The sequence below is a fragment of the Bradyrhizobium sp. WSM4874 genome (assembly GCF_055811835.1).
Window position 1 is genome coordinate 115,906 of record NZ_JBVVPR010000015.1, and the last position, 21,235, is coordinate 137,140.

Sequence of the window (21,235 nt, forward strand, 5' to 3'; positions counted from 1 at the left end):
TGGCGGGCGCAGTCCGCGATCGAGGGACGGGGGCCGCGACCCAGCAATGTCGCAGACCGGTAGCAACCTGTGCTTCCGACCAGCGTTCTAGTCCGCTGGATGCGGGCCAGATGTATCATTTGATCCAACCGGCAGGATTTTTGGCGGGACACATGGAACGGGTCACATGGAAAAAGCGCATGATGTGCTGATTCGGAACCTGGGCGAGCACACCGCACTCGCACACGAGGATGTCGCCGAAATTCGCGGGCTGACCTTTGTGCAGCGCGAGTTCGCGCCGAACGAGGATTTCATCCGTCAGGGGGACGAACCCGAGCATTCCGCGCTGGTCGTCTCCGGCATGGTCGCGCGCTACCATTTGCTCGACAGCGGCCGGCGGCAATATCTCGCGTTCCATCTGTCTGGAGACCTGCCGGACTCCCAGGGACTGTTCATAGACCAGATGGACCATGGCCTCTGCGCGCTCGGGCCCGCTTCCGTGGCGTTCATCCCGCATCGCGAATTGTTTATTGCCTTCCGGCGACGGCCGGCCTTCGCACTGTCGGTCTGGCGCGAGACGCTGCTCGATGCCGCGATCTTTCGCGAGGCCATCACCAACAACAGCGCCCGGCCGATGCACGCGCGCATGGCACACCTGTTCTGCGAGCTGTTCTACCGCGCCCGCGCAGCGCAGCTTGTCCGCGGCAATCGCTGCCGTCTGCCGATCAGCTTGGCGCAGCTCGGCGAAACGCTGGGCATGGCGATCGCGACGGTGAACCGGACGCTCGCCGACCTCAGACGGAGCGGGACCATGGATATGCGCGAGGGCGAGCTGATCGTCCTGAAATGGCGCGATCTGCAGCGGCTCGGAAACTTCAGTCCGAGCTATCTGCACCTCAAGCGTCAGTCGCCGCCGCGCGCGTGAGGCCGCAAAGCGTCAGCCGCTGGCAGATGCCGCGCGCCCAGCACTTCCTCGAAATGCTTCTTCACCCAATCGTTGCAACGGCAGGCTCTGGCTTCGAGCGCCGGGGCGTCGAGGATCAGGATGGCGCCACGGCGCGTCGCGAGGATCCGCCTCGCCTTGAACATCTGGATGACGCGGCTGGCATAGCTGCGGGACACGCCGAGCATGCCGGCAAGCTGCTCGTGGGTGAGGGGGATCTCGGGGCCGCCGACATGCTCCTGTGCGGAGATGATCCACTTGGCGGCGCGCTGCTCGATCGAATGCGCGGCGTTGCAGGCCGCGGTCTGGAGCAGCTGCGCGAACTGGCAGTCGCCATAGCGCGAGAGCACCTGCTGGAGCGTGGCCGACCTCTGCTGGGCCTGCTCGAGCGCGCGCAGCGGCAGCCGCACCAGGGTCCCGCCCAGCTTCACCACGATGCGCGAATAGGCCAGCGAGACGCTGCGGCCGGCGGCAATGCCCACCGCGCCCTCGCGCCCGACCAGCAGGCTTTCGACCTCGCGATCGTCCTCGACCGGCACGGCGAACGACACGAGCGTGGAGCGGCAGGGAAAATGGACCGCCGCGACCTCGTCGCCGGCGTGATACAGGATGTGGCTCGCCTCGAGTTCGACCGGCTGTAGGTGCGGCGCGAGCAGTTCGAAATCCGGGCGGCTGAGCCGCTGGAGAAGATCGTTCTGGGGCCGACCGGTCACATGTCTTGCTCTGGCCGGGAATCGGCACCGGCCAGAACCCTACGTTTCCGTGGCGGAGCCGACGGTTCCAAAGTGCACACAAGGCGTTTTTCAGACGTTGAAAAAGTGGCCTCCCGCTTGCGGAAACCCGGAAGTTACTGGCGAGGCGCATGGCACGCGAGGCACATGGCGCGGCCGAACCCAGCGGCCTTCAACTTCACGAGCTCTGTGCAGGAGTGCACACAGCAAGGGCGCGGATCGGCGTAGCGTCCTCGTCGCGGAGCGCCGCACCCCGTGCGCTCTGCCCGACGGACCGCCGGCCTATACCTCAAACGCCGCCCGGCCGGCGGGCCCGAGGGCGGCAAGGATGATCATCACCCGAAGTTCGTCACCCGAAGCGTGCTTCGCAATCGTGCGCGGGCCGGCTTTTTTCCGCGTGGGCGCGATAGGCATCGATCGCCCTGTTGGCGAGCATCAGTTGCCGGCGTTCACCGGTCCTGAGCTGGGCCTCAATGGCGTCGAGCAGGACGTTCGCCGTCTCGTCCGGAGAGCCGAGCTCTCCGCTCTGCTCCAGGAAGCTCCAGGCGATGAAGAATGCGTTCTCGACGGTGCAGCGAATGGACATGGCTGCCAACGCGGGGCGGCCGTTGCCGTTCCGCGGGACAGACGAATGCCGTGAATTAGCGCGCGTGCCCGCGTTACTTCAGCGAGCTGCTGATCGAGGTGAACTTCTTGTTCAGCGTCGCGCCGAGGTTGTTGACGACGGCGATGATCGCCAGCGCAATGCCGGCGGCGATCAGGCCGTACTCGATCGCGGTGGCGCCGGACTCGTCGGCGAGGAAGCGGCGGATGGTCTGCATGGCCTTACCAGAATTCCAAAAGAGAGCTGGCGAGGACCATAGTCCGCAGAGAGCGTGTTCCCCAATTTGGAACACCGGCTTGCGTCAATTTCGAGTTAATCGCGAACATTGAAGCCGGCGGCGAGATCCCGACCCGCCGCCTCGGGCTTCTCGCGCATCCTAGTTCTTGAGCACGATGCGGCCGACGACCTTGCCGGCGCGAAGCTCGTCGATCCAGGTCTGGACGTCGCCCATCGGCTCCTCGCGCATCGGCGTCGGCTTGATCTTGCCGGCGCGGGCGAGTGCCATCAGTTCGTGGGCCTCGGTGAGCGTGCCGACCATGAAGCCCTCGATGGTCATGCGCTTGTAGACCCATTGCACCATCGGCAGCGTGAACTGGCCGCCCATCAGGCCGGAGACCACGATCTTGCCGCCGCGCGCGGCGACGGCGACCGCGAAGGCCATGGACTTCTCGTTACCCGCGAAATCGACGATCTCGTCGAAGCCGCCATCGGTTTCCTTGAGGATGCGCTTGATCACGTCGGGCTCGGCCGGATCGTAGGCCACCGCCGCGCCGTTCTTCAGCGCGGTCTCGCGCGCGGCAGCGCTGAGATCGGCGACCGTGATCGGTTGCTTGAACATGGCCGCCGCGAAGGAAAGACCCATCATGCCGACGCCGCCGAGGCCGATCAGCAGGAGATTGCGCTGGCGCGGCCGATCGACCAGGCGCTTGAGCGCGCCATAGGCGGTGACCCCGGAGCACATCAGGGTCGCGGCCTGGTTGACGGGCAGCGGATCGTAGTCGAGCAGATATTTCGCGTCGGGCACCAGCACGTGGGTGGCGAAGCCGCCGTCGATGGAGACGCCGAGAAAGCGCTGCCTGGCGCAGAGGTTCTCGTCGCCATTGGCGCAGTCGCGGCACTGGCCGCAACCGATCCACGGAAACACCGCCTTCTTGCTGCCGACGAGACCGGCGAACACGTCGGGACCGACTTCATCGACCACGCCCGCGATCTCGTGGCCGAGCGTGAAGGGCAGCGTCATGCCGCGCGTGGTGTCGAGCTTCTTGCCGCCGCCGAGATCGGCGTAGCCGTCCTGGATGTGCAGATCGGAGTGGCAGAGGCCGCAGCGCTCGATGCGCACCAGCACCTCTCGCCCTTGCGGCTTCGGCGTGTCGACGATGGTCTCGCACAGCGGCGCATCGAACTTGACCAGGGACTGCCGACGCATCAACGCCATATTTCTTCCTCCGAAATTATCTCTCTGTTTCGCCGCGTATATTGGCCAATTCACGCGCCATGGCAACAAAGCCGGAAATCGGAACGGTCTCGGCGCGCCGCGTCGCATCGACGCCGGCAGCCGCGGCGAGCCGCGCGGGATCGGCCCCCAGCGCCTTCAGGCTTTGCCGCAGCATCTTGCGGCGCTGGCCGAAGGCGGCGGCGGCGACCTGTTCGAGCAGCTTGCGATCGCAGGCGAGAGGATTTTCGCGCGGGATCAGTCGCACAACGGACGACGTGACCTTCGGCGGCGGCACGAAGGCAGACGGCGCAATGTCGAACAGGATCTTGGTCTCGCAGCGCCAGTTGGCGAGCACGCCGAGCCGCCCGAAGGCCTCCTCGTCCTCGCGCGCCACGATGCGCTCGCCGACCTCGCGCTGGAACATCAGGACCATCATGTCGTACCAGGGCGGCCAGGGCTCGGTGGTGAGCCAGCCGACGAAAAGGTGGGTCGCGATGTTGTAGGGCAGGTTCGCGACGATTTTTGCTCTCTCGCCCGATAGCAGCGGGCGTGGATCGAAGGTCATGGCGTCGCCATGCACGATCTCGAGACGGCCGGGATAGCGCGCGGAAATATCCTGCAAGGCAGGGATCGCACGCTCGTCATGCTCGATGGCGATGACGCGTCTGGCGCCGAGCGCGAGCAAGGCGCGGGTCAGCCCGCCCGGGCCGGGGCCGATCTCGATGATGGTGGAGTCCTCGAGTGGAGCCGCCGCACGCGCAATGCGCGCGGTAAGATTGAGGTCGAGGAGGAAGTTCTGGCCGAGTGATTTGCGGGCCGACAAGGCGTGCTGGCGAATGACCTCGCGAAGCGGCGGGAGGTCGTCGATCGCGCTCATCGGGTTTTCGCAGCCGCCATCCGGCTCGCAAGCCTCAACGCGGCGATCAGGCTTGCCGGATTGGCCTTGCCGGTGCCGGCGATGTCGAAGGCGGTGCCGTGGTCGGGCGAGGTGCGGATGAAGGGCAGGCCGAGCGTCACGTTGACCGCGTCGTCGAAGGCCACCGTCTTGATCGGGATCAGCGCCTGGTCGTGGTACATGCAGACGGCGCAGTCATAGCTGTTGCGCGCGGCTTCGTGGAACATGGTGTCGGCGGGGAGCGGCCCCTTCGCCTCGATGCCGTCGCTGCGCAACGTCTTGATCGCCGGCGCGATCACGGTCTGCTCCTCGTGGCCGAGCGAGCCGTCCTCGCCCGCGTGCGGATTGAGGCCGGAAATCGCGATGCGCGGATTGGCGATGCCGAAGCGGGATTTGAGTTCGCTCGCGACAATGCGCACGGTCGAGACGATCAGCTCGCTGGTGAGCTGGGCCAGTGCATCGCGCAAGGAGACGTGGATGGTCACGGGCACCACGGCCAGCCGCGGCGACCACAGCATCATCACCGGCTGCGGCGCGCGGCCGTCGTCCGCGGCGAGCTCGGCGAGGAATTCGGTATGGCCGGGATGGCGGAAGCCGGCGCGATAGAGCACGCTCTTGGCGATCGGATTGGTGACGACGGCGCCGGCGCGGCCCTCGCGGACATCCGTGACCGCCTGGCGGATCGAGGCGAGCGCGGCCGGGGCGCTCGATGCGTCGGGCTTGCCGGGCTCGGCGCTCGCGGGCTCGCCGGTCGCGACCACGGGCAGGGCCTCGGGGAAGGCGGCCGCGGCCTCGCCGGCGCTCACCGAAGCGATCCTGATTTCGGCGCCGAGCGCCTTGGCGCGGCGGGCGATCAGTGCCTCGTCGCCGAGCAGATAGAAGGCGGGCAGGTCCAGTTCGCGGCGCTTGAGCCAGGCTGCGATGGTGATGTCGGGACCGATGCCGGCAGGCTCTCCCAGCGTCAGGGCGAGGGGCTTGGCAGGCTGCTGGGCCATCAGCGGTTGCGATACTCGATCATCGCCGCCTTTCGGAGGTCTTCGAGATAGGCCTTCTGGGTCTTCTCGTACTTCTCCTGATACATCTTCTCGCGAACCTCGCGCTTCTTCGGCGTGTCGATCATGGTCGGCTTGCGCGAACACAGCACCACCATCTCGATGCCCGCCTTGGTCATCTCGGGCGCGGTCAGGTGGCCGATCGGCGTGTCGTCGAGGACCTTGCGCAGCGCCTCGGGTAATTCCGCCGTGGTCTTGGTGACGATGTCGCGGATGGTGGCGTTCGGCGTCGAGCGGAACAACGAATTGGCTTCTTCGCAGCTTCCGACGCGCGAGCGATATTGCTCGGCTTCCTTATGCCGCGTCTCCAGGAACGCCTGCGACGATCCGCGCGGCACGATCAGCACGATCGGCTGCATCTTGTATTCGGTGCCCTCGATCTGCAGTTTGTCGCCGGTCTGGGCCTGTACGGCCTGCGCGACGTCCTTCTCGCCGACCAGCAGCTTCTCCTTGAAGCGGCCGCGCACGAGGCTGGTCCAGACCATCTCGGCCTTCATACGGCTCTTCAGGGTTTCGGGGCGGACGCCCTTGACCTCGAGCGTCTTGGTGAGCTGGTCCGACGAGATGCGCATGCGCTGCGCCATGCCATCGTAGGACTGGTTGATGTCGGAGACGCCGGGGTCGACCCCGTATTTCTTGCCTTCCTTCATCTTCACCCGGTCGTCGATCAGCTCATTGATGACCTCCTGACGGGACGGTGTCTTCTGCGTCGTCAACTGGTCGAGCTTGGAGCGCTGCTCGATGTCGAAGTCGGTGATGGGATCGCCGTTGACCATCACGACGATGTTCTGCGCGCGCAACGGCGTGCCGGCCAGGAGCAGGGCGGCGAGTACGAGGAGGAGTCGGAAGACTGGCAATGGGATCGTCATATTTGTCGCTCGCATGTCAGCCGCGGTGAACCTGCGATCGGGAACACGCGGCCGGCACCTTCAAACCGTTCACTGGAGGCCGCCGCCGGAACTGCTGGTCGTCGCTGTGTTCGCCAGCGTGCGCAGGCCGATCTGGAACATGATCGCGTGGTTCAGGGTGGGCGGCGTCGCGCCTGCGGAATAGCTATACGCGGTTACATAGTTCAAGCCGAGCACAAAACAATCGTCGACGTAGCCGGCACCGAGCACATACTGGTTGATCTTGTTGGCCTCCAGGTCCCAGCGCGCCGAGCCCGTGACCACCCAATTGGCCGCGACCTTGATCGAGCCCGACGTCAGGATGCCCTCGCGGCGGGTCAGATAGCCGAGTTCCGGCTGTGCCGCGTAATTGCCGTACAGCATGCTGACGGACCAGCGGTTGAAGTTGGCGCGGCCTTCCGCCTCGAAGCGCTGGATGTTCCAGGTCTGCTCGTCCATGCGGGAGCGAACGCTGAACGTATAGGTGCTGTTGGGCGAGTAGGCGGCGCTCGCCACGTAGTCGGAGCGCGGCCTTTGCAGGCCGGAATCCACGCCGGTATTGATGGAGTCCTGGACCGCGAAGGAGTTCATGCCGAACAGCTGGTAGGACTGTCCGAACAGCGTCTTGATCGCGCCGCCCCTGTCGAACTGCGTGGTGGACTGCACGCCGACATTGGCGCGGCCGCCGCCCTCGACACGGTCGTAGCCGGAGAACTTGTCGACGCTGAACAGATTCGAGGCGTCGAACACCATGCTCTGCGCGTCCTCGTTGGGGAGCTTGCCGGCATAGGTCTCGTTTGGCCGGATGATGATCTGCGCGATCGGCTCGATGGTGGTCGAGCCCCAGGGCTGAACGTTGATGAAGGGGTAGCGGTATTCGAGGCCCACGGTCGGCATCAGGCGGAGCGCCTGGGTGTCCCCGGCAGGAAGATAGTTCGACACGCCCGGCTGGTTGGAGACCGAGGAGTTGATCGCGTCGGCGCGGAGAATGGCGAAGGGGGTCCAGATTTCACCGAATGGATCGGTGAAGGATTTGCGCCACTGCGCTTCGGCCGTCAGGCGGGTGTAGGTGCCCGGGAAGCCGCGCAGCAGGCACTGCGACGGCGTGCGCGCGAGCGGATCGGCCGACACCGTCGTGCACAGGCCATTGGTGTTGGCGAGCGTCGTGATCGGATCGAACACCGCGGTGTCACGCGACAGGTTCACGAAATTGGTCTTGTAGCTGAACTCGCCGCCGAAGACCGGATAGTTCAGCACGTTCGAGTAGTCGATCACGGGGTAGACGATCGGCACCTGGCTCTGGTTGCCGGAGTAACTCAGCCAGTACATCGTGCGCGCGTCGAAGAAGCTGCGATTGCCGACACCGGTCAGGTAAAGCTGCGAGAGCGCATCCGTCGGCAGATACAGGAACGAGCCCAGCGGATCGCGATATTGCGACAACCGATAATCCGAGAAGAAATAATAGTCGGACATCAGGACGCCGTCCCAACCCCAGACCCATTTGTCGTTCAGCGCGAACTGACCCTTGGTGTCGACGGCGCCGCGGAACTGCTTGTCGCCGGGCTGGCCGGCGAGCGCGCTCCGATCGAGCTGGTCGATGCCGTAGACGCGGATCTGATAGGCGCCGTCCATCAGGCGCTGGCGGAATTCGGCCTGGAACAGCACGCCCTGCTTGGACGTGATGCGCGGGTTGAAGGTCGCGTCCATGTCGGGCGCGATCGCCCAGTAGAACGGAACCTCGACGCCATAGCCGAACGGCGTATTCGAGGTGAAGCCCGGCATCAGAAAGCCGGTCTTGCGCTTCACGGTCGGATCGGGCGTCGAGAAATAGGGCATATAGGCGATCGGCACGCCGAAGAATTCGAGCTGCGCCGTCTCGAAATACAGCATCTTCTCCTGCTGGTCGTGGATGATGCGCGCACCCTTGACCTGCCATAGCGGCGGCTTCTTCGGATCGTCCTTGCACGGCGCGCAGGCCGTGTAGACGCCGTTCTCGAACACCGTGTAGTTGCCGCTGGAGCGATCGGAGCGGCTCGCCGCCATGCGGGTCTGATCGGCCGTGTCGACGCGCAGCGAATCGACGAAACCGTCACGGTAGTCGTCGGAAAGGTCCAGGATCTCGGCATAGGTGATCTTGCCGTCGGCATCCGTCATGCGGATGTTGCCTTCGGCATGGAGCCGCTTGGTCTTCTGGTCGTAGATGACCTTGTCGGCCTCGACGCTGGTGCCGTTGTAGAACAGCTGGACGTTACCGACCGCGGAGACGCGCGAATTGTTGTAGTCGTAGTCGACCTCGGTCGCCTGAACCAGCATCTGGTTGTCGTTGACGGCCTTCGGCGGCTTCGCACGCGGCGGCAGCGGATTGTAGGTGAAGCTCTGGGCGGAGGCCGGTGCCACGGCGGCAACGTCCATCAGGCCACCGAGCGATGCCACGGCGGCAACAGCAAGCAGGAACCTGCGAATGAACAAGCCACACCCGTTCGCGCGCACCAATGTGCGCCGCGTCAAACGAGACACGGGCCCTCGGTGGACGGCCGTCACTATCCGTCCTCCTGATACAGCAAGGCCAAAAAGCCGGTGAGGCCGCCCACCACCACGGGCAACCACGCCGCAGCGATCGGATGCATCAACTCAGCCTTGCTCAAATCTTCAGTCACTTTCGACAGAACGTAGAGCAGAAAGCCTGCGCCCACGCCACTCAAAACCATCTTCTGCACGCCGCCCATCCGGAAGAAGCGCAACGACACGGAGGCCGCGAGCATCACCATCGCCGCAAGCAAAAACGGCTGTGCCAGAAGCTTCTGATACTGGAGTCGGTATCCGGCTGTCGCGAAGCCCGAGCTTTCGGAAGAGCGGATGTAGCTCGGTAGTTGCCAAAAGGACACAGTCTCGGGTGTGGAAAAGCTGTTGCGGACCTGCGCCTCCGTCAGCGTCGTCGGAATCTCCAGGCTGGCCTGATCGACCGGCGGCGAATCCAGCGAGAAGCGGCGGACGTTCTTGAACAGCCAACGACCGGCCTCGAGCGTCGCCTCGCGCGCCTCGACCCGTTCCTTGAAGTGCTGTTCTGTGTCAAACCGGAACAGGGTGAGCCCCGTGAGCCGGACGCCCTGCTGTTCGCTTCGAGCTGCGTTGATGATGGTCTGGCCGTCATTGGTGACTTGGTTGAGCCAGAAGCCGGAGGCGTCCTGAATGCCGCCGCCGGGCGCCGAGCCAAACAGCTCGGCTTCCATGCGCTTGGAGAGCTCGCGCAGATTGGCCGACATCGGATTGTAGGCGACGGTCGCGATCACGCCGATCAGGAGCGCGCTTCCGAGCGCCGGCGAGATGAATTGCCATGCGGAGACGCCGGCGGCGCGCGCGACCACGAGTTCGAGCCGGCGGGAGAGGGCGAGATAGCAGGTCATGGCGCCGATCAGCATGCAGAACGGTGTCAGCTTCTCCAACAGCTGCGGTACGCGGAACAGCGAGGTCTCGGCCACCATGACCGCGGAGGCGGATGCGAGCCCTGAGGTCTTGCGCACCATCTCGATGTAATCGACCAGCACCAGCAGCAGGAAAATGCTGGCGAACACGCCGAGCGCCGCGACCACGAAACGGCCGGCGAAATACCGCCCGAGTGTGTTGGTGAGCATGCTCATGCGGTGGCCGGCCGTCCGAACAGCCGCGCGATGCGCGCGTTCGACCTGTTGATGGCCTCCATGAGGCGCGGTGGCGGTTCGACCACGAGGCCACCAATGATGATCGCCAGCCCGATGCCGATGGCACCAATAACCATCGCATATTGAACCAGCACCGCGCCCGGCGATTTCACCGCCATCACCGAGCAGGCGAAGCCGGCCATGCGCAGGCCGAACACGGCGAGGATCGAGGAGCCGATCGAGAAATTGCGGCTCTGGCGCGTGGTGCGAGGCGCACCCAGAAACGCGAAGGTCAGCACGGCAAAGGCGAACGGATAGATCGGCGCCAGCAGGCTGTCATGCAGGGCCGAGCGGAACTGGCCGGGAATCTGCTTGTAGACGGGATCGTCCTCGGACGGCGAGAGCAGCTCCCAGAGATAACGCTCCCGGATGCCGAGGGTGACGTCGCGGCCCTGGCCCGAGAACTTCGACATGTCGAAGCCGTAGCGGCCGAACGCCACCAGCGCGGGATCGCGCTTGCCGGCCTCGAAGCGCTGGAGATTGCCGGTCTCCAGCACCAGGAACGATCCGGTCTCGTTCTTCACGACTTCGCCATGCTCGGCGACGATCGAGACCCGCTCGTTCGGATCGCGGCGGTCGTCGATGAAGATGCCGGCGAGGATGCCGCCGGGCTGGCGTTCGCGAATCCGGATCGTCAGGTTCTTGTCGAGCTGGGCGAAGCGGCTGGGCTGCAGGATGTTGGTGAGCACGTCGGCGGTGATCTCGGCGTCCCACTGCTTGATCCGCCGCATGCCGTCGGGAGCGAGATAGGCGGCGATGAAGGCGACCAGCAGCGCCACGACGCAGGTGGCGTAGAAGAACGGATAGAACAGCCGGAACGGCGAGAAGCCGGCGGCATTCATCACGATGATCTCGGAATCGGTCGCGAGCTTGTTCAGCGTATGCGAGATCGCGATCATCAGCGCGATCGGCGAGATGATCAGGACCAGCGCGGGCACGACGAGGCTGGTGATGCCGAGAAAGGTCAGGATGGTCTGACCCTGGCTCGTCATCAGGTCGATGCCGCGCAACGCCTGCGTAATCCAGATCACGCCCGTGAGGCTGACCAAGACCAGCGCAAACGACGCGAGCGTCGTGCGGAAGATATACCTATCGATTGACCCCATGCGCTACCGCACGAATCCCACCAAGTCCCCAATGCCGGCCGGAATTCCGGCTGTCCAACCAATACCCGCAAGGGGATCCCCAAGGTCGGCCAACCATCTCATCCGCCGGCTTACTCTCTCAGTACCATCCCTTTGATCCGTCAACAAAATGGCTGCCCCGTGGCACCCTCAATATATGGTTAATATTTCCCTCGTTGTGGCGCCCCGGCAACGGGGGGTGCTTGGCATCTGCCGGGCCGGTGGCCCATAGTGCGGCACGCTCAGTGAATCGCCGTTCAGCTCTGCCCCCGTGACCGGGACCGCCGATCGGTAAAAGCGCAATGTTTTTGAGGAGTTACTCATGTCCGATGCCATCAAGGTCGGCTTCGTTCCATTATCTGCCGCCGTCCGTGGCATCATGGTCGTGTTCTGCGACGACGCTCTGAAGCTCGGCCCGGCGAGCGCAAAGGCGCTCGGCGGCGCCACCGAACTCGTGAAGCGGGCGGCGGCCGCCGCCGCCTTCAAAGGCAAAAGCGGCGCCGCGCTCGACATCCTTGCACCCGAGGGCGTGAAGGCCACCCGCCTGATCGTGATCGGCGCCGGGAAGGCAACCGGCCTGAAGGCTAACGACCTCCTCAAGTTCGGCGGCGTGGCGGCGAGCAAGCTTCCGGTCGGGACGGCGGCCATGACCATTATGGCGGAACTGCCCAATGGCGCCATGACGAGCGAGCAGGCGGTCGCGATCGCCTCGGGCCTGCGGCTGCGCACCTACAAGTTCGACCGCTACAAGACCAAGAAGAAGGACGGCGAGGAGGGCGGCTTGCGCGCCGACATCTCGCTTGCGGTCGGCGATGTCGTCGCCGCGAAGAAGGCGTTCGCATCGGCCGGCGCGATCGTGGACGGCGTGATCATCGCGCGCGACCTCGTCAACGAGCCGCCGAACGTGCTTTTTCCCGAGGAGTTCGCGCGCCGCGCAGGCCTGCTCCGCAAGCTCGGCGTCAAGATCGAGGTGCTCGACGTCAAGGCGATGGACAAGCTCGGCATGGGCGCGCTGCTCGGCGTCGGCCAGGGCTCGGCGCGGCCGAGCCGTACCGTGATCATGCGTTGGGACGGCGGCAAGAAGGGTGAGGCACCGGTTGCCTTCGTCGGCAAGGGCGTCTGCTTCGACACCGGCGGCATTTCGATCAAGCCGGCCGGCAGCATGGAGGACATGAAGGGTGACATGGGGGGCGCTGCCTGCGTCGTCGGCCTGATGCATGCGCTCGCGGCACGCAAGGCCAAGGTCAACGTCGTCGGCGCCATCGGCCTCGTCGAGAACATGCCGGACGGCAACGCGCAGCGCCCGGGCGACATCGTCACCTCGATGTCGGGCCAGACCATCGAGATCATCAACACCGACGCGGAAGGCCGTCTGGTGCTTGCCGATGTGCTCTGGTACGTCGCCAAGAAAACCAAGCCGAAATTCATGGTGGACCTGGCGACGTTGACCGGCGCCATCGTGGTCGCGCTCGGCACCGAGCATGCCGGCATGTTCTCCAACAATGACGAGCTTGCCGAGCGGCTTCTGGCGGCCGGCATCGAGAGCGGCGAGAAGGTCTGGCGCCTGCCGCTTGGCCCCGAATACGACAAGCTGATCGATTCCCAGTTCGCGGACATGAAGAACACCGGCGGACGCCATGGCGGCTCGATCACCGCGGCGCAGTTCCTCCAGCGCTTCGTGGACGGCACGCCCTGGGCGCATCTCGACATCGCCGGTACCGCCATGGGAGCGCCGAAGACCGACATCAACCACAGCTGGGGAAGCGGCTATGGCGTTCGCTTGCTGGACCGTCTGGTCGCTGACCATTACGAGCGCAAATGACCCGAGATGACTGAAGTCCTTTTCTACCATCTGCAAAACATGACGGTGGAGAACGTGTTGCCGCCGCTTCTCGAGAAATCGCTCGAGCGCGGCTGGCGCGTCGTGGTGCAGTCGAATTCGCCGGAGCGCGCCGATGCGCTCGACGCCCATTTGTGGACCTATCGCGACGATTCCTTCCTGCCGCACGCGACATGGCGGGTGAGCGACGCTGCCGATCAGCCGATCGTGCTGGCGGTCGAGGAGGACAATCCGAACGGTGCCAATGTCCGTTTCCTCGTCGACAACGCCGCGCTGCCGCAGGACGCGCAGGGCTATGAGCGCATGGTGCTGCTGTTCGATGGCGACGATCCGGACGCGCTTGCTTTCGCCCGCAGCGCCTGGACGGATTGCAAGGCGCGGGGATTTGATGTCACCTACTGGCAGGCCGACGAGCGGGGCCGGTGGCAGAAGCGGAATTAGCGGTCGCTCGCAATTAATGATAATTTGCACTTTTCGGGTGATGATGGCTTTTGTCACCTTCGTGCCGCAAAGTGGTGTTGGTACAATTGCTTAGGGCCGATCCTTCACTCGGGGAATTTAGTTTATCGTGCGACATCAAAAGCTTCCCAGCTCGCTCATAGTTGCGTTGATGGCCGTAGCACCGCTGGTCGCGGGCTGTTCGGGGACCGATCTGTTGTCCAGGGATGCCCAGTGGTTCAACACGCCCAGCCGCCTGTTCATCAAAAGCATCTCGATCGAGTCGCCGCCGCTGACACCCGACAAGCCGGTTCGCGCCGAGGATCTGGTCAGCGCCGACGGGGGCTGTGCCGGCATGGCGCCGCCGCCCGGACCGGCCGATGCCAATGCGTCGACAACCGCGCCGGCGCCCATGGGCGGCACCGTCGCGCTCGGTCACACCGAATGCGATGTGGTGCGCGGCATCGGCGCGCCCTCGAGCGTCAACCTCTCCGGTGATGCCGCGGGCAGACGCGTTGCGGTCGTGACGTGGACGACCGGTCCGCGCGCCGGCATCTATACCTTCACGTCCGGCCGCCTGTCCTCGATCGAGGGCACGCCGGAGGCGCCGGTCATGCCGAAGGCGACCAAGCCAAAGCCGAAGAAGAAGTCGGCGGCGTAACACGGGTCGCCTTCTGCCCTGAAGGTGGTTGCGGCTATCGATGCGATCAGCCGCGCATGCTCGTCCCCATCGTCAAGCGGCTTTGCATCCCTTGATTGCGATGGCGGAGGCGTGAACCGTTATCTCTCCGCTCGCACCCGCCGGCGATCTCGTTCGCGAGTTTCGACATCGCGGGATGCCGACCTTCGCCCAAAGCGCCTTCATTGCCTCGGGCCGCGTTCTTCCGCGCGCGTTGAAAATCACGGGGGCGTTACGCGTGATCCGTGATCAGCGAGCCTTCACGTCCGCTGTCGAAAACTGCCCCGAAGCAAAACTGGAGGAAATCTCCAGAATAATCACGCGCGTCTCAAGCAACGGTTCAAGAACGTCATGTGCGCGAATGCTACGCACCGAGGGGAGGGGCTAGGTCGGAAGGATCATTTGGATGTCCATTACCTCTGTGTTTTCCCCGGTTACGGGGCAGCTCACCATTTTCGGCGACAGCGCGAATAACGGCCTCGTGATAAGTCGCGACAAGTCCGGGCGCATCCTGGTCAATAACGGGCACGTGAAAACGGTTGGTGGCGAACCCACGGTCGACAACACCACGGCGATCGACATCTTCGGTCAAGGCGGTGACGACACGATCACCGTCGACGAGTGCCACGGACCGATGCCCGCGGTGCACATCTTCGGCGGCGACGGCAATGACAGGATCACGGGCGGCTCGGGAGCCGACCTTCTGTTTGGTCAGGCCGGCAACGATTTGATCAAGGGCGCCGGCGGCAACGATTTGCTGTTCGGCGGAGCGGGTAACGACGTCCTGGATGGCGGCAGCGGCGACAACCAGCTGTTCGGTCAGGCCGGCGACGATGTCATGATCTGGAATCCCGGCGGCGGCACCAACCTGTTCGAGGGTGGTGAGGGCAACGATACGGCTCAGGTCAACGGCAACAACGGCGCCGAGACGTTCACGATCACGGCGAACGGCACCCGCGTGCGGCTCGACGGGGCGGGCGCGGCGCCGTTCTCGCTCGACATAGGCACGACGGAAAATCTCGTCCTGCACGGCGGCGGCGGCGACGATGTCATCACCGCGGGCAACGGGCTCGGCAGCCTGATCTCGCTGACGCTCGATGGCGGCGCCGGCAACGACAGGATCATCGGCGGCGACGGCAACGACCTCATCATCGGCGGCAGCGGCGACGACCTCGTCAGCGGCGGACGCGGCAACGACGTCGCCCAGCTCGGGAGTGGCGACGACACTTTCATCTGGAATCCCGGCGACGGCAGCGACACGGTCGAAGGCGGATCGGGCAGCGACAAGCTGCTTTTCAATGGCGCCAACATCAACGAGACCATCAACATCTCGGCCAATGGCGGCCGGGTGCGCTTCACCCGCGATGTCGCCAACATCACGATGGATCTCAATAGCGTCGAGCAGATCGAATTCGATGCGCGGGGTGGCGCCGACAACATCACCGTCGGTGACCTCACCGGGACCGGCGTCAAGCAGGTGCTGGTTGATCTCGGAGCCGTTCCGGGAGGGACGCAAGGCGACGGCGCAGCTGATACGGTGACCGTCAACGGCAGCAACGGCAATCAGCACATCGAGGTCACAGCCACGGGCACGACGGTCACGGTCACGGGGCTGCCGGAGGTCGTGACGATCGCAAATGCAGAGGCCGGCAACGACCGGTTGGTCGTGCAGGCGCTCGGCGGCAACGACGCGATCGATGCATCCACGCTCGGCGCGGCGATCGGGCTGACCATCGACGGCGGTGCGGGCAACGACACCATCACCGGCAGCCAGGGAGCCGATACCCTGATCGGCGGCGACGGCAACGACAAGGTCACTGGCGGCCGCGGCAATGACGTCGCGCTTCTCGGCGCAGGCGACGACATCTTCACGTGGAATCCCGGTGACGGCAGCGACACTGTCGAAGGTGGCACGGAAACCGATACGCTGGTGTTCAACGGCGCCAATGTGGCCGAGACCATGTCGATCTCGGCGAACGGAAGCCGTGCGCTACTCACCCGTGACGTCGGTGCAATCGTCATGGACCTCGCTGGCGTCGAGCACGTGCAGATCGCGGCAGCAGGCGGCGCCGACAACATCACCGTCAACGATCTGACCGGGATAGGAATCACGCAGGTTGCCATCGATCTCAGTGCCGGCCCCGGCAGCCAGAGCGGCGATGGAGCGGCGGACCGCGTGACCGTGAACGGCACGACCGGTGACGACAACATATCGGTCGTGACCTCCGGCGGATCAATCGTGGTCAACGGCCTCGCTGCGCAGGTGACGATTGCGCACGCGGACGCCGGTGATGTGCTCGGCATCAACGGCGGACAAGGCAATGACGTCATCAATGCGTCTTCCATCAAGGCGGGACAGTCGTTCAGCCTCAACATCAACGGCGGCGACGGCAACGACACCATCACCGGCAGTGCCGGCAATGACATTGTGAACGGCGGACGCGGCAACGATTTCGCCAATCTCGGTGCGGGCGACGACACTTTCGTCTGGAATCCCGGCGACGGCAGCGACACCGTCGAAGGCGGCAAGGGCACCGACACGCTGGCATTCAACGGCGCCAATATCAGCGAGACCATCAACATCTCGGCCAATGGCGGCCGGGTGCTGTTCACCCGAGATGTCGCCGCCATTGCGATGGACCTGAACGGGGTCGAACATGTCGACTTCAATGCCCTCGGCGGTGCCGACGACATTACGGTCGGCGACCTCTCCGGCACTGGCGTGAGCCAGGTCGACCTCGATCTCGGCGCCAATGACGGCGCCGCGGATACCGTGACCATCAGCGCAACCGGCGGCAACGACGTCATCACGGTGACCGAGCACGACGGCATCATCACGGTGTCGGGGCTTGGCCAGGACATCAACATCACCGATGCCGGCGCGGGCGACAGGATCGTCATCAATGGCCTCGATGGCGACGACGTCATCACGGCTTCCGGCTTGCACGGCGGCATCCAGCTCGTCGCCAATGGCGGCAACGGCGACGACGTGCTGATCGGCAGCCCCGGCAACGACACGCTGGCAGGTGGTGCCGGTGATGACGTGCTGATCGGCGGCGGCGGCCTCGACATCCTGGACGGCGGCACCGGCAACAACGTCGTCATCCAGGGCGGAGCGTTCGCGGCCGCGATGCTGCTCAACCAGGCCATGGCGGCCAGCTTCGTCCCGGCAGGTGAGGGCAACGGCGAGATGCCGCTGCCCGATCCGCACGCGACGCAAAGCCAGGTGCTCGCATCGCCGCAGCACGCCTGAAGCCGGCGGCATCGGCCCGGAGAACGCTCATGATGACCAACGCGGTCTCCTCCGATACGGGGCTCGATGCGTTGCTGACGCTGCTGCATCTGCATGGTGGCGCGGCCGATCGCGCGCAGCTCTGGCACGGGCGGGGCGCGGCAAGCTTCGGCGCAGCGTATATTGCCCGCTGCGCCAGGTCTCTCGGACTTAAAGCGCGAACCTATCGAACGCAGTGGAGCCGTCTGTCGGACACCCCGCTGCCTGCAATCGCAATGCTGCGGGACGGCGGCTTCATGGTCATCGCAAAGGCCTCCGCCGACAAGGTGCTGGTGCAGTCTCCGGAGGCGCAGCGCCCGGTGCTGATGGATCGCGACGAGCTGTGCGCGATCTGGGACGGCGGCTTGATCCTGATGGTCCGGCGCGCCGGCCGGTCCGACCTCGGGCGGCACTTCGACATCACCTGGTTCATCGGCGCGATCGGCAAATACCGGCGGCTGCTGGGCGAGGTGCTGGCGGCTTCGTTCTTCCTCCAGCTTTTTGCGCTGGTCTCGCCGCTGTTCTTCCAGGTCGTGATCGACAAGGTGCTGGTGCACCGCTCGCTGTCCACGCTCGACGTTCTCGTCATCGGCCTCGTCGTCGTCTCCCTGTTCGACACCGTGCTCGGGATCCTGCGCAACTACCTGTTTGCGCACACGACCAACCGCATCGACGTCGAGCTCGGGGCACGCCTGTTTCACCATCTGCTGGCGCTGCCGATGGCCTGGTTTCAGGCCAGGCGCGTCGGAGATTCCGTGGCCCGGGTCCGTGAGCTCGAGAACATTCGCAATTTCATCACCAGCTCGTCGCTGACGCTTCTCATCGACCTGGTCTTCACCTCGGTGTTCCTGGCGGTGATGTTCGCCTATTCGGCGCAGATGAGCTTCATCGTGCTGGCATCATTCCCGTTCTACATCGCGATCTCGGCCGTGGCGACGCCGCTGTTTCGCCACAGGCTGGACGAGAAATTCCGCCGTGGCGCCGAGAACCAGGCTTTCCTGGTCGAGAGCGTCAGCGGCATCGAAACGCTGAAGGCGATGGCGGTCGAGCCGCAGATGCAGCGCCGCTGGGAAGAGCAGCTCGCCGGTTATGTCTCCGCGAGCTTCGGTGTCACGAGCCTCGGCAACACGGCAAGCCAGCTGGTGCAGCTCGTCAGCAAGGTCGTCACCGCCGCCATTCTCTATGTCGGAGCCAGACTGGTGATCGGTGACGCCCTGACCGTCGGCGAGCTCGTGGCCTTCAACATCTTCGCGGGGCGGGTGTCGGCCCCGGTGCTGCGGCTCGCGCAGGTCTGGCAGGATTTTCATCAGGCGCGGCTGTCGATCGCGCGGCTCGGCGACATCCTCAACAGCGCGGCGGAGCCGGCTTACTCCGCCGCCCGCGCGGGGCTACCGCCGATCCGGGGCAACATCCGCTTCGAGCACGTCTCTTTCCGCTACCGCCTCGATGGGCCGGAGATCCTGCACGATGTCTCGTTCGACATTCCAGCCGGACAAACCGTCGGCATCGTCGGATCGTCCGGTTCGGGCAAAAGCACCTTCGCCAAGCTGGTGCAGCGGCTCTACGTTCCGCAAGGCGGCCGCGTGCTGGTCGACGGAATGGATCTGATGACGACCGATCCGGCAGGGCTCCGTCGGCAGATTGGAATCGTGCTCCAGGACAACATGCTGTTCAACCGGTCGGTGCGCGACAACATCGCGCTGGCCGATCCGAGCCTGCCGATGGATCGCATCATCGACGCGGCGAAGCTCGCGGGCGCGCATGGTTTCATTCTGGAGCTCCCCGAGGGCTACGATACGGTGGTCGGCGAGCGCGGCTCGACGCTCTCGGGCGGGCAGCGCCAGCGCATCGCGATTGCCCGCGCACTGGTGGGCAATCCCCGGATCCTGATCTTCGACGAAGCCACCAGCGCGCTCGACTATGAAAGCGAGCGGATCATCCATGACAACATGAAGGAGATCGCGAAAGGCCGCACCGTCCTGATCATCGCGCACCGTCTGTCCACCGTCCGCGGCGCCGATCGCATCTTCACCCTGGAACGCGGCCGCCTGGTCGAGGACGGCACGCATGATGCGCTGATCAAGACCGGCGGCCGCTACGCCGCCCTGCATCGTCTCCAGGGAGGCATTTATGAGGTCGGCTAGCACTGTGCCGGCCGCTCGGCCGGAGCAGACCGTGATCCCGTTCCGGAATGGAAAGGGTCGGCGCGCCGAAGAAGTCGCCTTCCTGCCGGCGGCGCTGGAAATCACGGAAACACCGCCGTCGCCGATCGGCCGCGCCATCGCCATGGCCCTGATGCTGCTTGTCTGCGCGGCGCTGGCCTGGTCGGCCTGGGGCACGATCGACATCGTGGCGTCCGCAACCGGCAAGGTCGTGTCGAGCGGGCGAAGCAAGGTGGTCCAGCCGTTCGAGACCGGCGTGGTGCGTGCCATTCACGTGCAGGACGGGCAATCGGTCAAATCGGGCGACCTGCTGATCGAGCTTGATCCGACCGTGAACGCCGCAGAGCGCGATCGTCTGCACGACGATCTCATGGCCGAGCGGCTCAACGTTGCGCGCCTCCGCGCCGCATTGGCGGGCGGCGAAGGGGTATCCGCCGATCTCGTCGTACCAGAGGACGCCGATCCCATGCTGGTCGCGACGCAACGGCAGCTCCTCGCCAATCAGGTCAGCGAGAACAGGGCCAAGCTCGCGGCGCTCGCACGTCAAGAAGCGCAGAAGGAGGCCGAACATCAGACGATTGCTGCGACGATTCACAAGCTTGATGCGTTGCTGCCGGTCACCCAGCAGCGTGTCGAGATCCGCAAGACGCTGATGGAGAAGGAGATCGGCTCGAAGCTGACCTATTATGAGACCCTCCAGCTCCAGATCGAGCAGCAGGAGGAGCTTCGCGTCCAGAGTAGCCGCTTGAAGGAGGCCGAGGCGGCCGTCGCTGCGATCCGGGAGACCCGCATCCAGGCCTTGGCCGAGTACAGGAAAAGTCTGTCCGATGAGCTTGCCAAGAGCGAACAGAAAGCCAATGGCGTCGCACGCGATCTGATCAAGGCGCAGCAGAGGACGAGGCTTCAGCAACTGACGTCGCCGGTCGACGGCGTCGTGCAGCAGCTCGCGGTCCACACTGTCGGCGGCGTGGTCACGCCCGCACAGTCGCTGCTGGTGATCGTGCCGACCGATACGCGGCTCGAGATCGAGGCGATGATCTCCAACCGCGATATCGGATTTGTCGGGGCCGGGCAGGGCGCCGCGATCAAGATCGACACTTTCAATTTCACCCGCTACGGGCTTCTCGCAGGTCGGGTCCTGAGCGTCTCGCAGGATGCCATCGTCCGTGACCGGCCGCAGGAGCGCGGGAGCGACCGTGCGCCCGGGACGCAACGCGACAGCAGCGAGCCCAGCGGGCAGGAGTTGAGTTACAGCGCCCGTATCTCGCTCGATCGCACCCAGATGCAGGTGGACGACCGCCTCGTCAACCTGTCGCCGGGAATGGCGGTGACCGTCGAGATCAGGACCGGTTCGCGCACCATCCTGAGCTACCTGCTATCGCCGCTGCAGCGCTACCGGCACGAGATCATGCGGGAGCGCTAGTTCCCGCCTGTTGCCGACGAAGCTTCGCGAGGCGCCCTGAGAACCGATCGGGCTTTTCGGCAGCTACACCATGC

At 65.0% G+C, this 21,235-nt stretch carries 17 protein-coding genes; 7 read left to right on the forward strand and 10 right to left on the reverse strand.

The annotated features are described in order from the left end of the window. Nucleotides 1-166 precede the first annotated feature (166 nt). Entirely contained in the window at nucleotides 167-904 is a 738-nt protein-coding gene (locus tag AC0L3P_RS17875; protein WP_275167203.1) for a Crp/Fnr family transcriptional regulator, read from the forward strand. On the opposite strand, the gene AC0L3P_RS17880 is transcribed toward AC0L3P_RS17875, so the two are convergent. The 10 genes from AC0L3P_RS17880 to lptF form a co-directional block, all read right to left on the reverse strand. Further along, nucleotides 883-1,635, reverse strand: coding sequence for a Crp/Fnr family transcriptional regulator (locus AC0L3P_RS17880; protein WP_473303431.1), 753 nt, complete (start codon nucleotides 1,633-1,635; stop codon nucleotides 883-885). The two genes, AC0L3P_RS17875 and AC0L3P_RS17880, sit on opposite strands and share 22 nt — an antisense overlap. A 367-nt stretch (nucleotides 1,636-2,002) precedes the next feature. Next, the gene (locus AC0L3P_RS17885; protein ID WP_007609339.1) at nucleotides 2,003-2,239 is read right to left on the reverse strand and encodes a hypothetical protein; all 237 of its coding nucleotides are present in this window, start codon (nucleotides 2,237-2,239) and stop codon (nucleotides 2,003-2,005) included. Nucleotides 2,240-2,312: 73 nt separating this feature from the next. After that, nucleotides 2,313-2,474, reverse strand: a complete 162-nt coding sequence (locus tag AC0L3P_RS17890) for a Flp family type IVb pilin (RefSeq protein WP_007609340.1) — start codon at nucleotides 2,472-2,474, stop codon at nucleotides 2,313-2,315. Nucleotides 2,475-2,633: 159 nt separating this feature from the next. Further along, entirely contained in the window at nucleotides 2,634-3,692 is a 1,059-nt protein-coding gene (locus tag AC0L3P_RS17895) for an alcohol dehydrogenase (RefSeq protein ID WP_473303434.1), read from the reverse strand. 16 nt (nucleotides 3,693-3,708) lie between these two features. After that, nucleotides 3,709-4,569 carry a 16S rRNA (adenine(1518)-N(6)/adenine(1519)-N(6))-dimethyltransferase RsmA gene (gene rsmA / locus AC0L3P_RS17900; protein WP_473303436.1) on the reverse strand — a complete coding sequence of 287 codons (861 nt, stop codon included), beginning with the start codon at nucleotides 4,567-4,569 and terminating at the stop codon, nucleotides 3,709-3,711. Continuing rightward, on the reverse strand, nucleotides 4,566-5,582 hold the full coding sequence (pdxA, locus tag AC0L3P_RS17905) for a 4-hydroxythreonine-4-phosphate dehydrogenase PdxA (protein WP_354055117.1): 1,017 nt from the start codon (nucleotides 5,580-5,582) through the stop codon (nucleotides 4,566-4,568). Before pdxA ends, rsmA begins: the two co-directional genes overlap by 4 nt. Continuing rightward, nucleotides 5,582-6,508, reverse strand: a complete 927-nt coding sequence (locus tag AC0L3P_RS17910; protein ID WP_354055115.1) for a peptidylprolyl isomerase family protein — start codon at nucleotides 6,506-6,508, stop codon at nucleotides 5,582-5,584. Before AC0L3P_RS17910 ends, pdxA begins: the two co-directional genes overlap by 1 nt. Before the next feature lie 69 nt (nucleotides 6,509-6,577). Continuing rightward, the gene (locus AC0L3P_RS17915; RefSeq protein ID WP_473303443.1) at nucleotides 6,578-9,067 is read right to left on the reverse strand and encodes an LPS-assembly protein LptD; all 2,490 of its coding nucleotides are present in this window, start codon (nucleotides 9,065-9,067) and stop codon (nucleotides 6,578-6,580) included. Then, nucleotides 9,067-10,164: an LPS export ABC transporter permease LptG gene (gene lptG / locus AC0L3P_RS17920; RefSeq protein WP_275167197.1), complete on the reverse strand. Its 1,098-nt coding sequence runs from the start codon at nucleotides 10,162-10,164 to the stop codon at nucleotides 9,067-9,069. Before lptG ends, AC0L3P_RS17915 begins: the two co-directional genes overlap by 1 nt. Next, the gene (lptF, locus tag AC0L3P_RS17925) at nucleotides 10,161-11,330 is read right to left on the reverse strand and encodes an LPS export ABC transporter permease LptF (RefSeq protein ID WP_473303446.1); all 1,170 of its coding nucleotides are present in this window, start codon (nucleotides 11,328-11,330) and stop codon (nucleotides 10,161-10,163) included. Before lptF ends, lptG begins: the two co-directional genes overlap by 4 nt. 340 nt (nucleotides 11,331-11,670) lie before the next feature. Here lptF and AC0L3P_RS17930 point away from each other — a divergent pair, with 340 nt between their 5' ends. From AC0L3P_RS17930 to AC0L3P_RS17955, 6 genes are all read left to right on the forward strand, one after another. After that, nucleotides 11,671-13,170, forward strand: coding sequence for a leucyl aminopeptidase (locus AC0L3P_RS17930; RefSeq protein ID WP_473303448.1), 1,500 nt, complete (start codon nucleotides 11,671-11,673; stop codon nucleotides 13,168-13,170). Between the two features lie 6 nt (nucleotides 13,171-13,176). Then, entirely contained in the window at nucleotides 13,177-13,629 is a 453-nt protein-coding gene (locus tag AC0L3P_RS17935; protein ID WP_275167194.1) for a DNA polymerase III subunit chi, read from the forward strand. Nucleotides 13,630-13,795: 166 nt separating this feature from the next. Continuing rightward, the gene (locus tag AC0L3P_RS17940; protein ID WP_473303496.1) at nucleotides 13,796-14,287 is read left to right on the forward strand and encodes a hypothetical protein; all 492 of its coding nucleotides are present in this window, start codon (nucleotides 13,796-13,798) and stop codon (nucleotides 14,285-14,287) included. Between the two features lie 424 nt (nucleotides 14,288-14,711). Then, complete coding sequence (locus AC0L3P_RS17945; protein ID WP_473303450.1) at nucleotides 14,712-17,558, forward strand: beta strand repeat-containing protein; 2,847 nt, start codon at nucleotides 14,712-14,714, stop codon at nucleotides 17,556-17,558. A gap of 29 nt (nucleotides 17,559-17,587) precedes the next feature. Next, a complete protein-coding gene (locus AC0L3P_RS17950; RefSeq protein ID WP_473303453.1) occupies nucleotides 17,588-19,720 on the forward strand; it encodes a type I secretion system permease/ATPase in 2,133 nt (710 codons plus the stop codon). Next, complete coding sequence (locus AC0L3P_RS17955; protein WP_354055101.1) at nucleotides 19,707-21,161, forward strand: HlyD family type I secretion periplasmic adaptor subunit; 1,455 nt, start codon at nucleotides 19,707-19,709, stop codon at nucleotides 21,159-21,161. Before AC0L3P_RS17950 ends, AC0L3P_RS17955 begins: the two co-directional genes overlap by 14 nt. Nucleotides 21,162-21,235: the final 74 nt, after the last annotated feature.

Bases quoted from the DNA above. Each gene is read 5' to 3' on its own strand.
- AC0L3P_RS17875 (WP_275167203.1), top strand. From the start codon at position 167: ATGGAAAAAGCGCATGATGTGCTGATTCGGAACCTGGGCGAGCACACC.
- AC0L3P_RS17885 (WP_007609339.1), bottom strand. From the start codon at position 2,239: ATGTCCATTCGCTGCACCGTCGAGAACGCATTCTTCATCGCCTGGAGC.
- AC0L3P_RS17890 (WP_007609340.1), bottom strand. From the start codon at position 2,474: ATGCAGACCATCCGCCGCTTCCTCGCCGACGAGTCCGGCGCCACCGCG.
- AC0L3P_RS17895 (WP_473303434.1), bottom strand. From the start codon at position 3,692: ATGGCGTTGATGCGTCGGCAGTCCCTGGTCAAGTTCGATGCGCCGCTG.
- rsmA (WP_473303436.1), bottom strand. From the start codon at position 4,569: ATGAGCGCGATCGACGACCTCCCGCCGCTTCGCGAGGTCATTCGCCAG.
- pdxA (WP_354055117.1), bottom strand. From the start codon at position 5,582: ATGGCCCAGCAGCCTGCCAAGCCCCTCGCCCTGACGCTGGGAGAGCCT.
- AC0L3P_RS17910 (WP_354055115.1), bottom strand. From the start codon at position 6,508: ATGACGATCCCATTGCCAGTCTTCCGACTCCTCCTCGTACTCGCCGCC.
- lptG (WP_275167197.1), bottom strand. From the start codon at position 10,164: ATGAGCATGCTCACCAACACACTCGGGCGGTATTTCGCCGGCCGTTTC.
- lptF (WP_473303446.1), bottom strand. From the start codon at position 11,330: ATGGGGTCAATCGATAGGTATATCTTCCGCACGACGCTCGCGTCGTTT.
- AC0L3P_RS17930 (WP_473303448.1), top strand. From the start codon at position 11,671: ATGTCCGATGCCATCAAGGTCGGCTTCGTTCCATTATCTGCCGCCGTC.
- AC0L3P_RS17935 (WP_275167194.1), top strand. From the start codon at position 13,177: ATGACTGAAGTCCTTTTCTACCATCTGCAAAACATGACGGTGGAGAAC.
- AC0L3P_RS17945 (WP_473303450.1), top strand. From the start codon at position 14,712: ATGTCCATTACCTCTGTGTTTTCCCCGGTTACGGGGCAGCTCACCATT.
- AC0L3P_RS17950 (WP_473303453.1), top strand. From the start codon at position 17,588: ATGATGACCAACGCGGTCTCCTCCGATACGGGGCTCGATGCGTTGCTG.
- AC0L3P_RS17955 (WP_354055101.1), top strand. From the start codon at position 19,707: ATGAGGTCGGCTAGCACTGTGCCGGCCGCTCGGCCGGAGCAGACCGTG.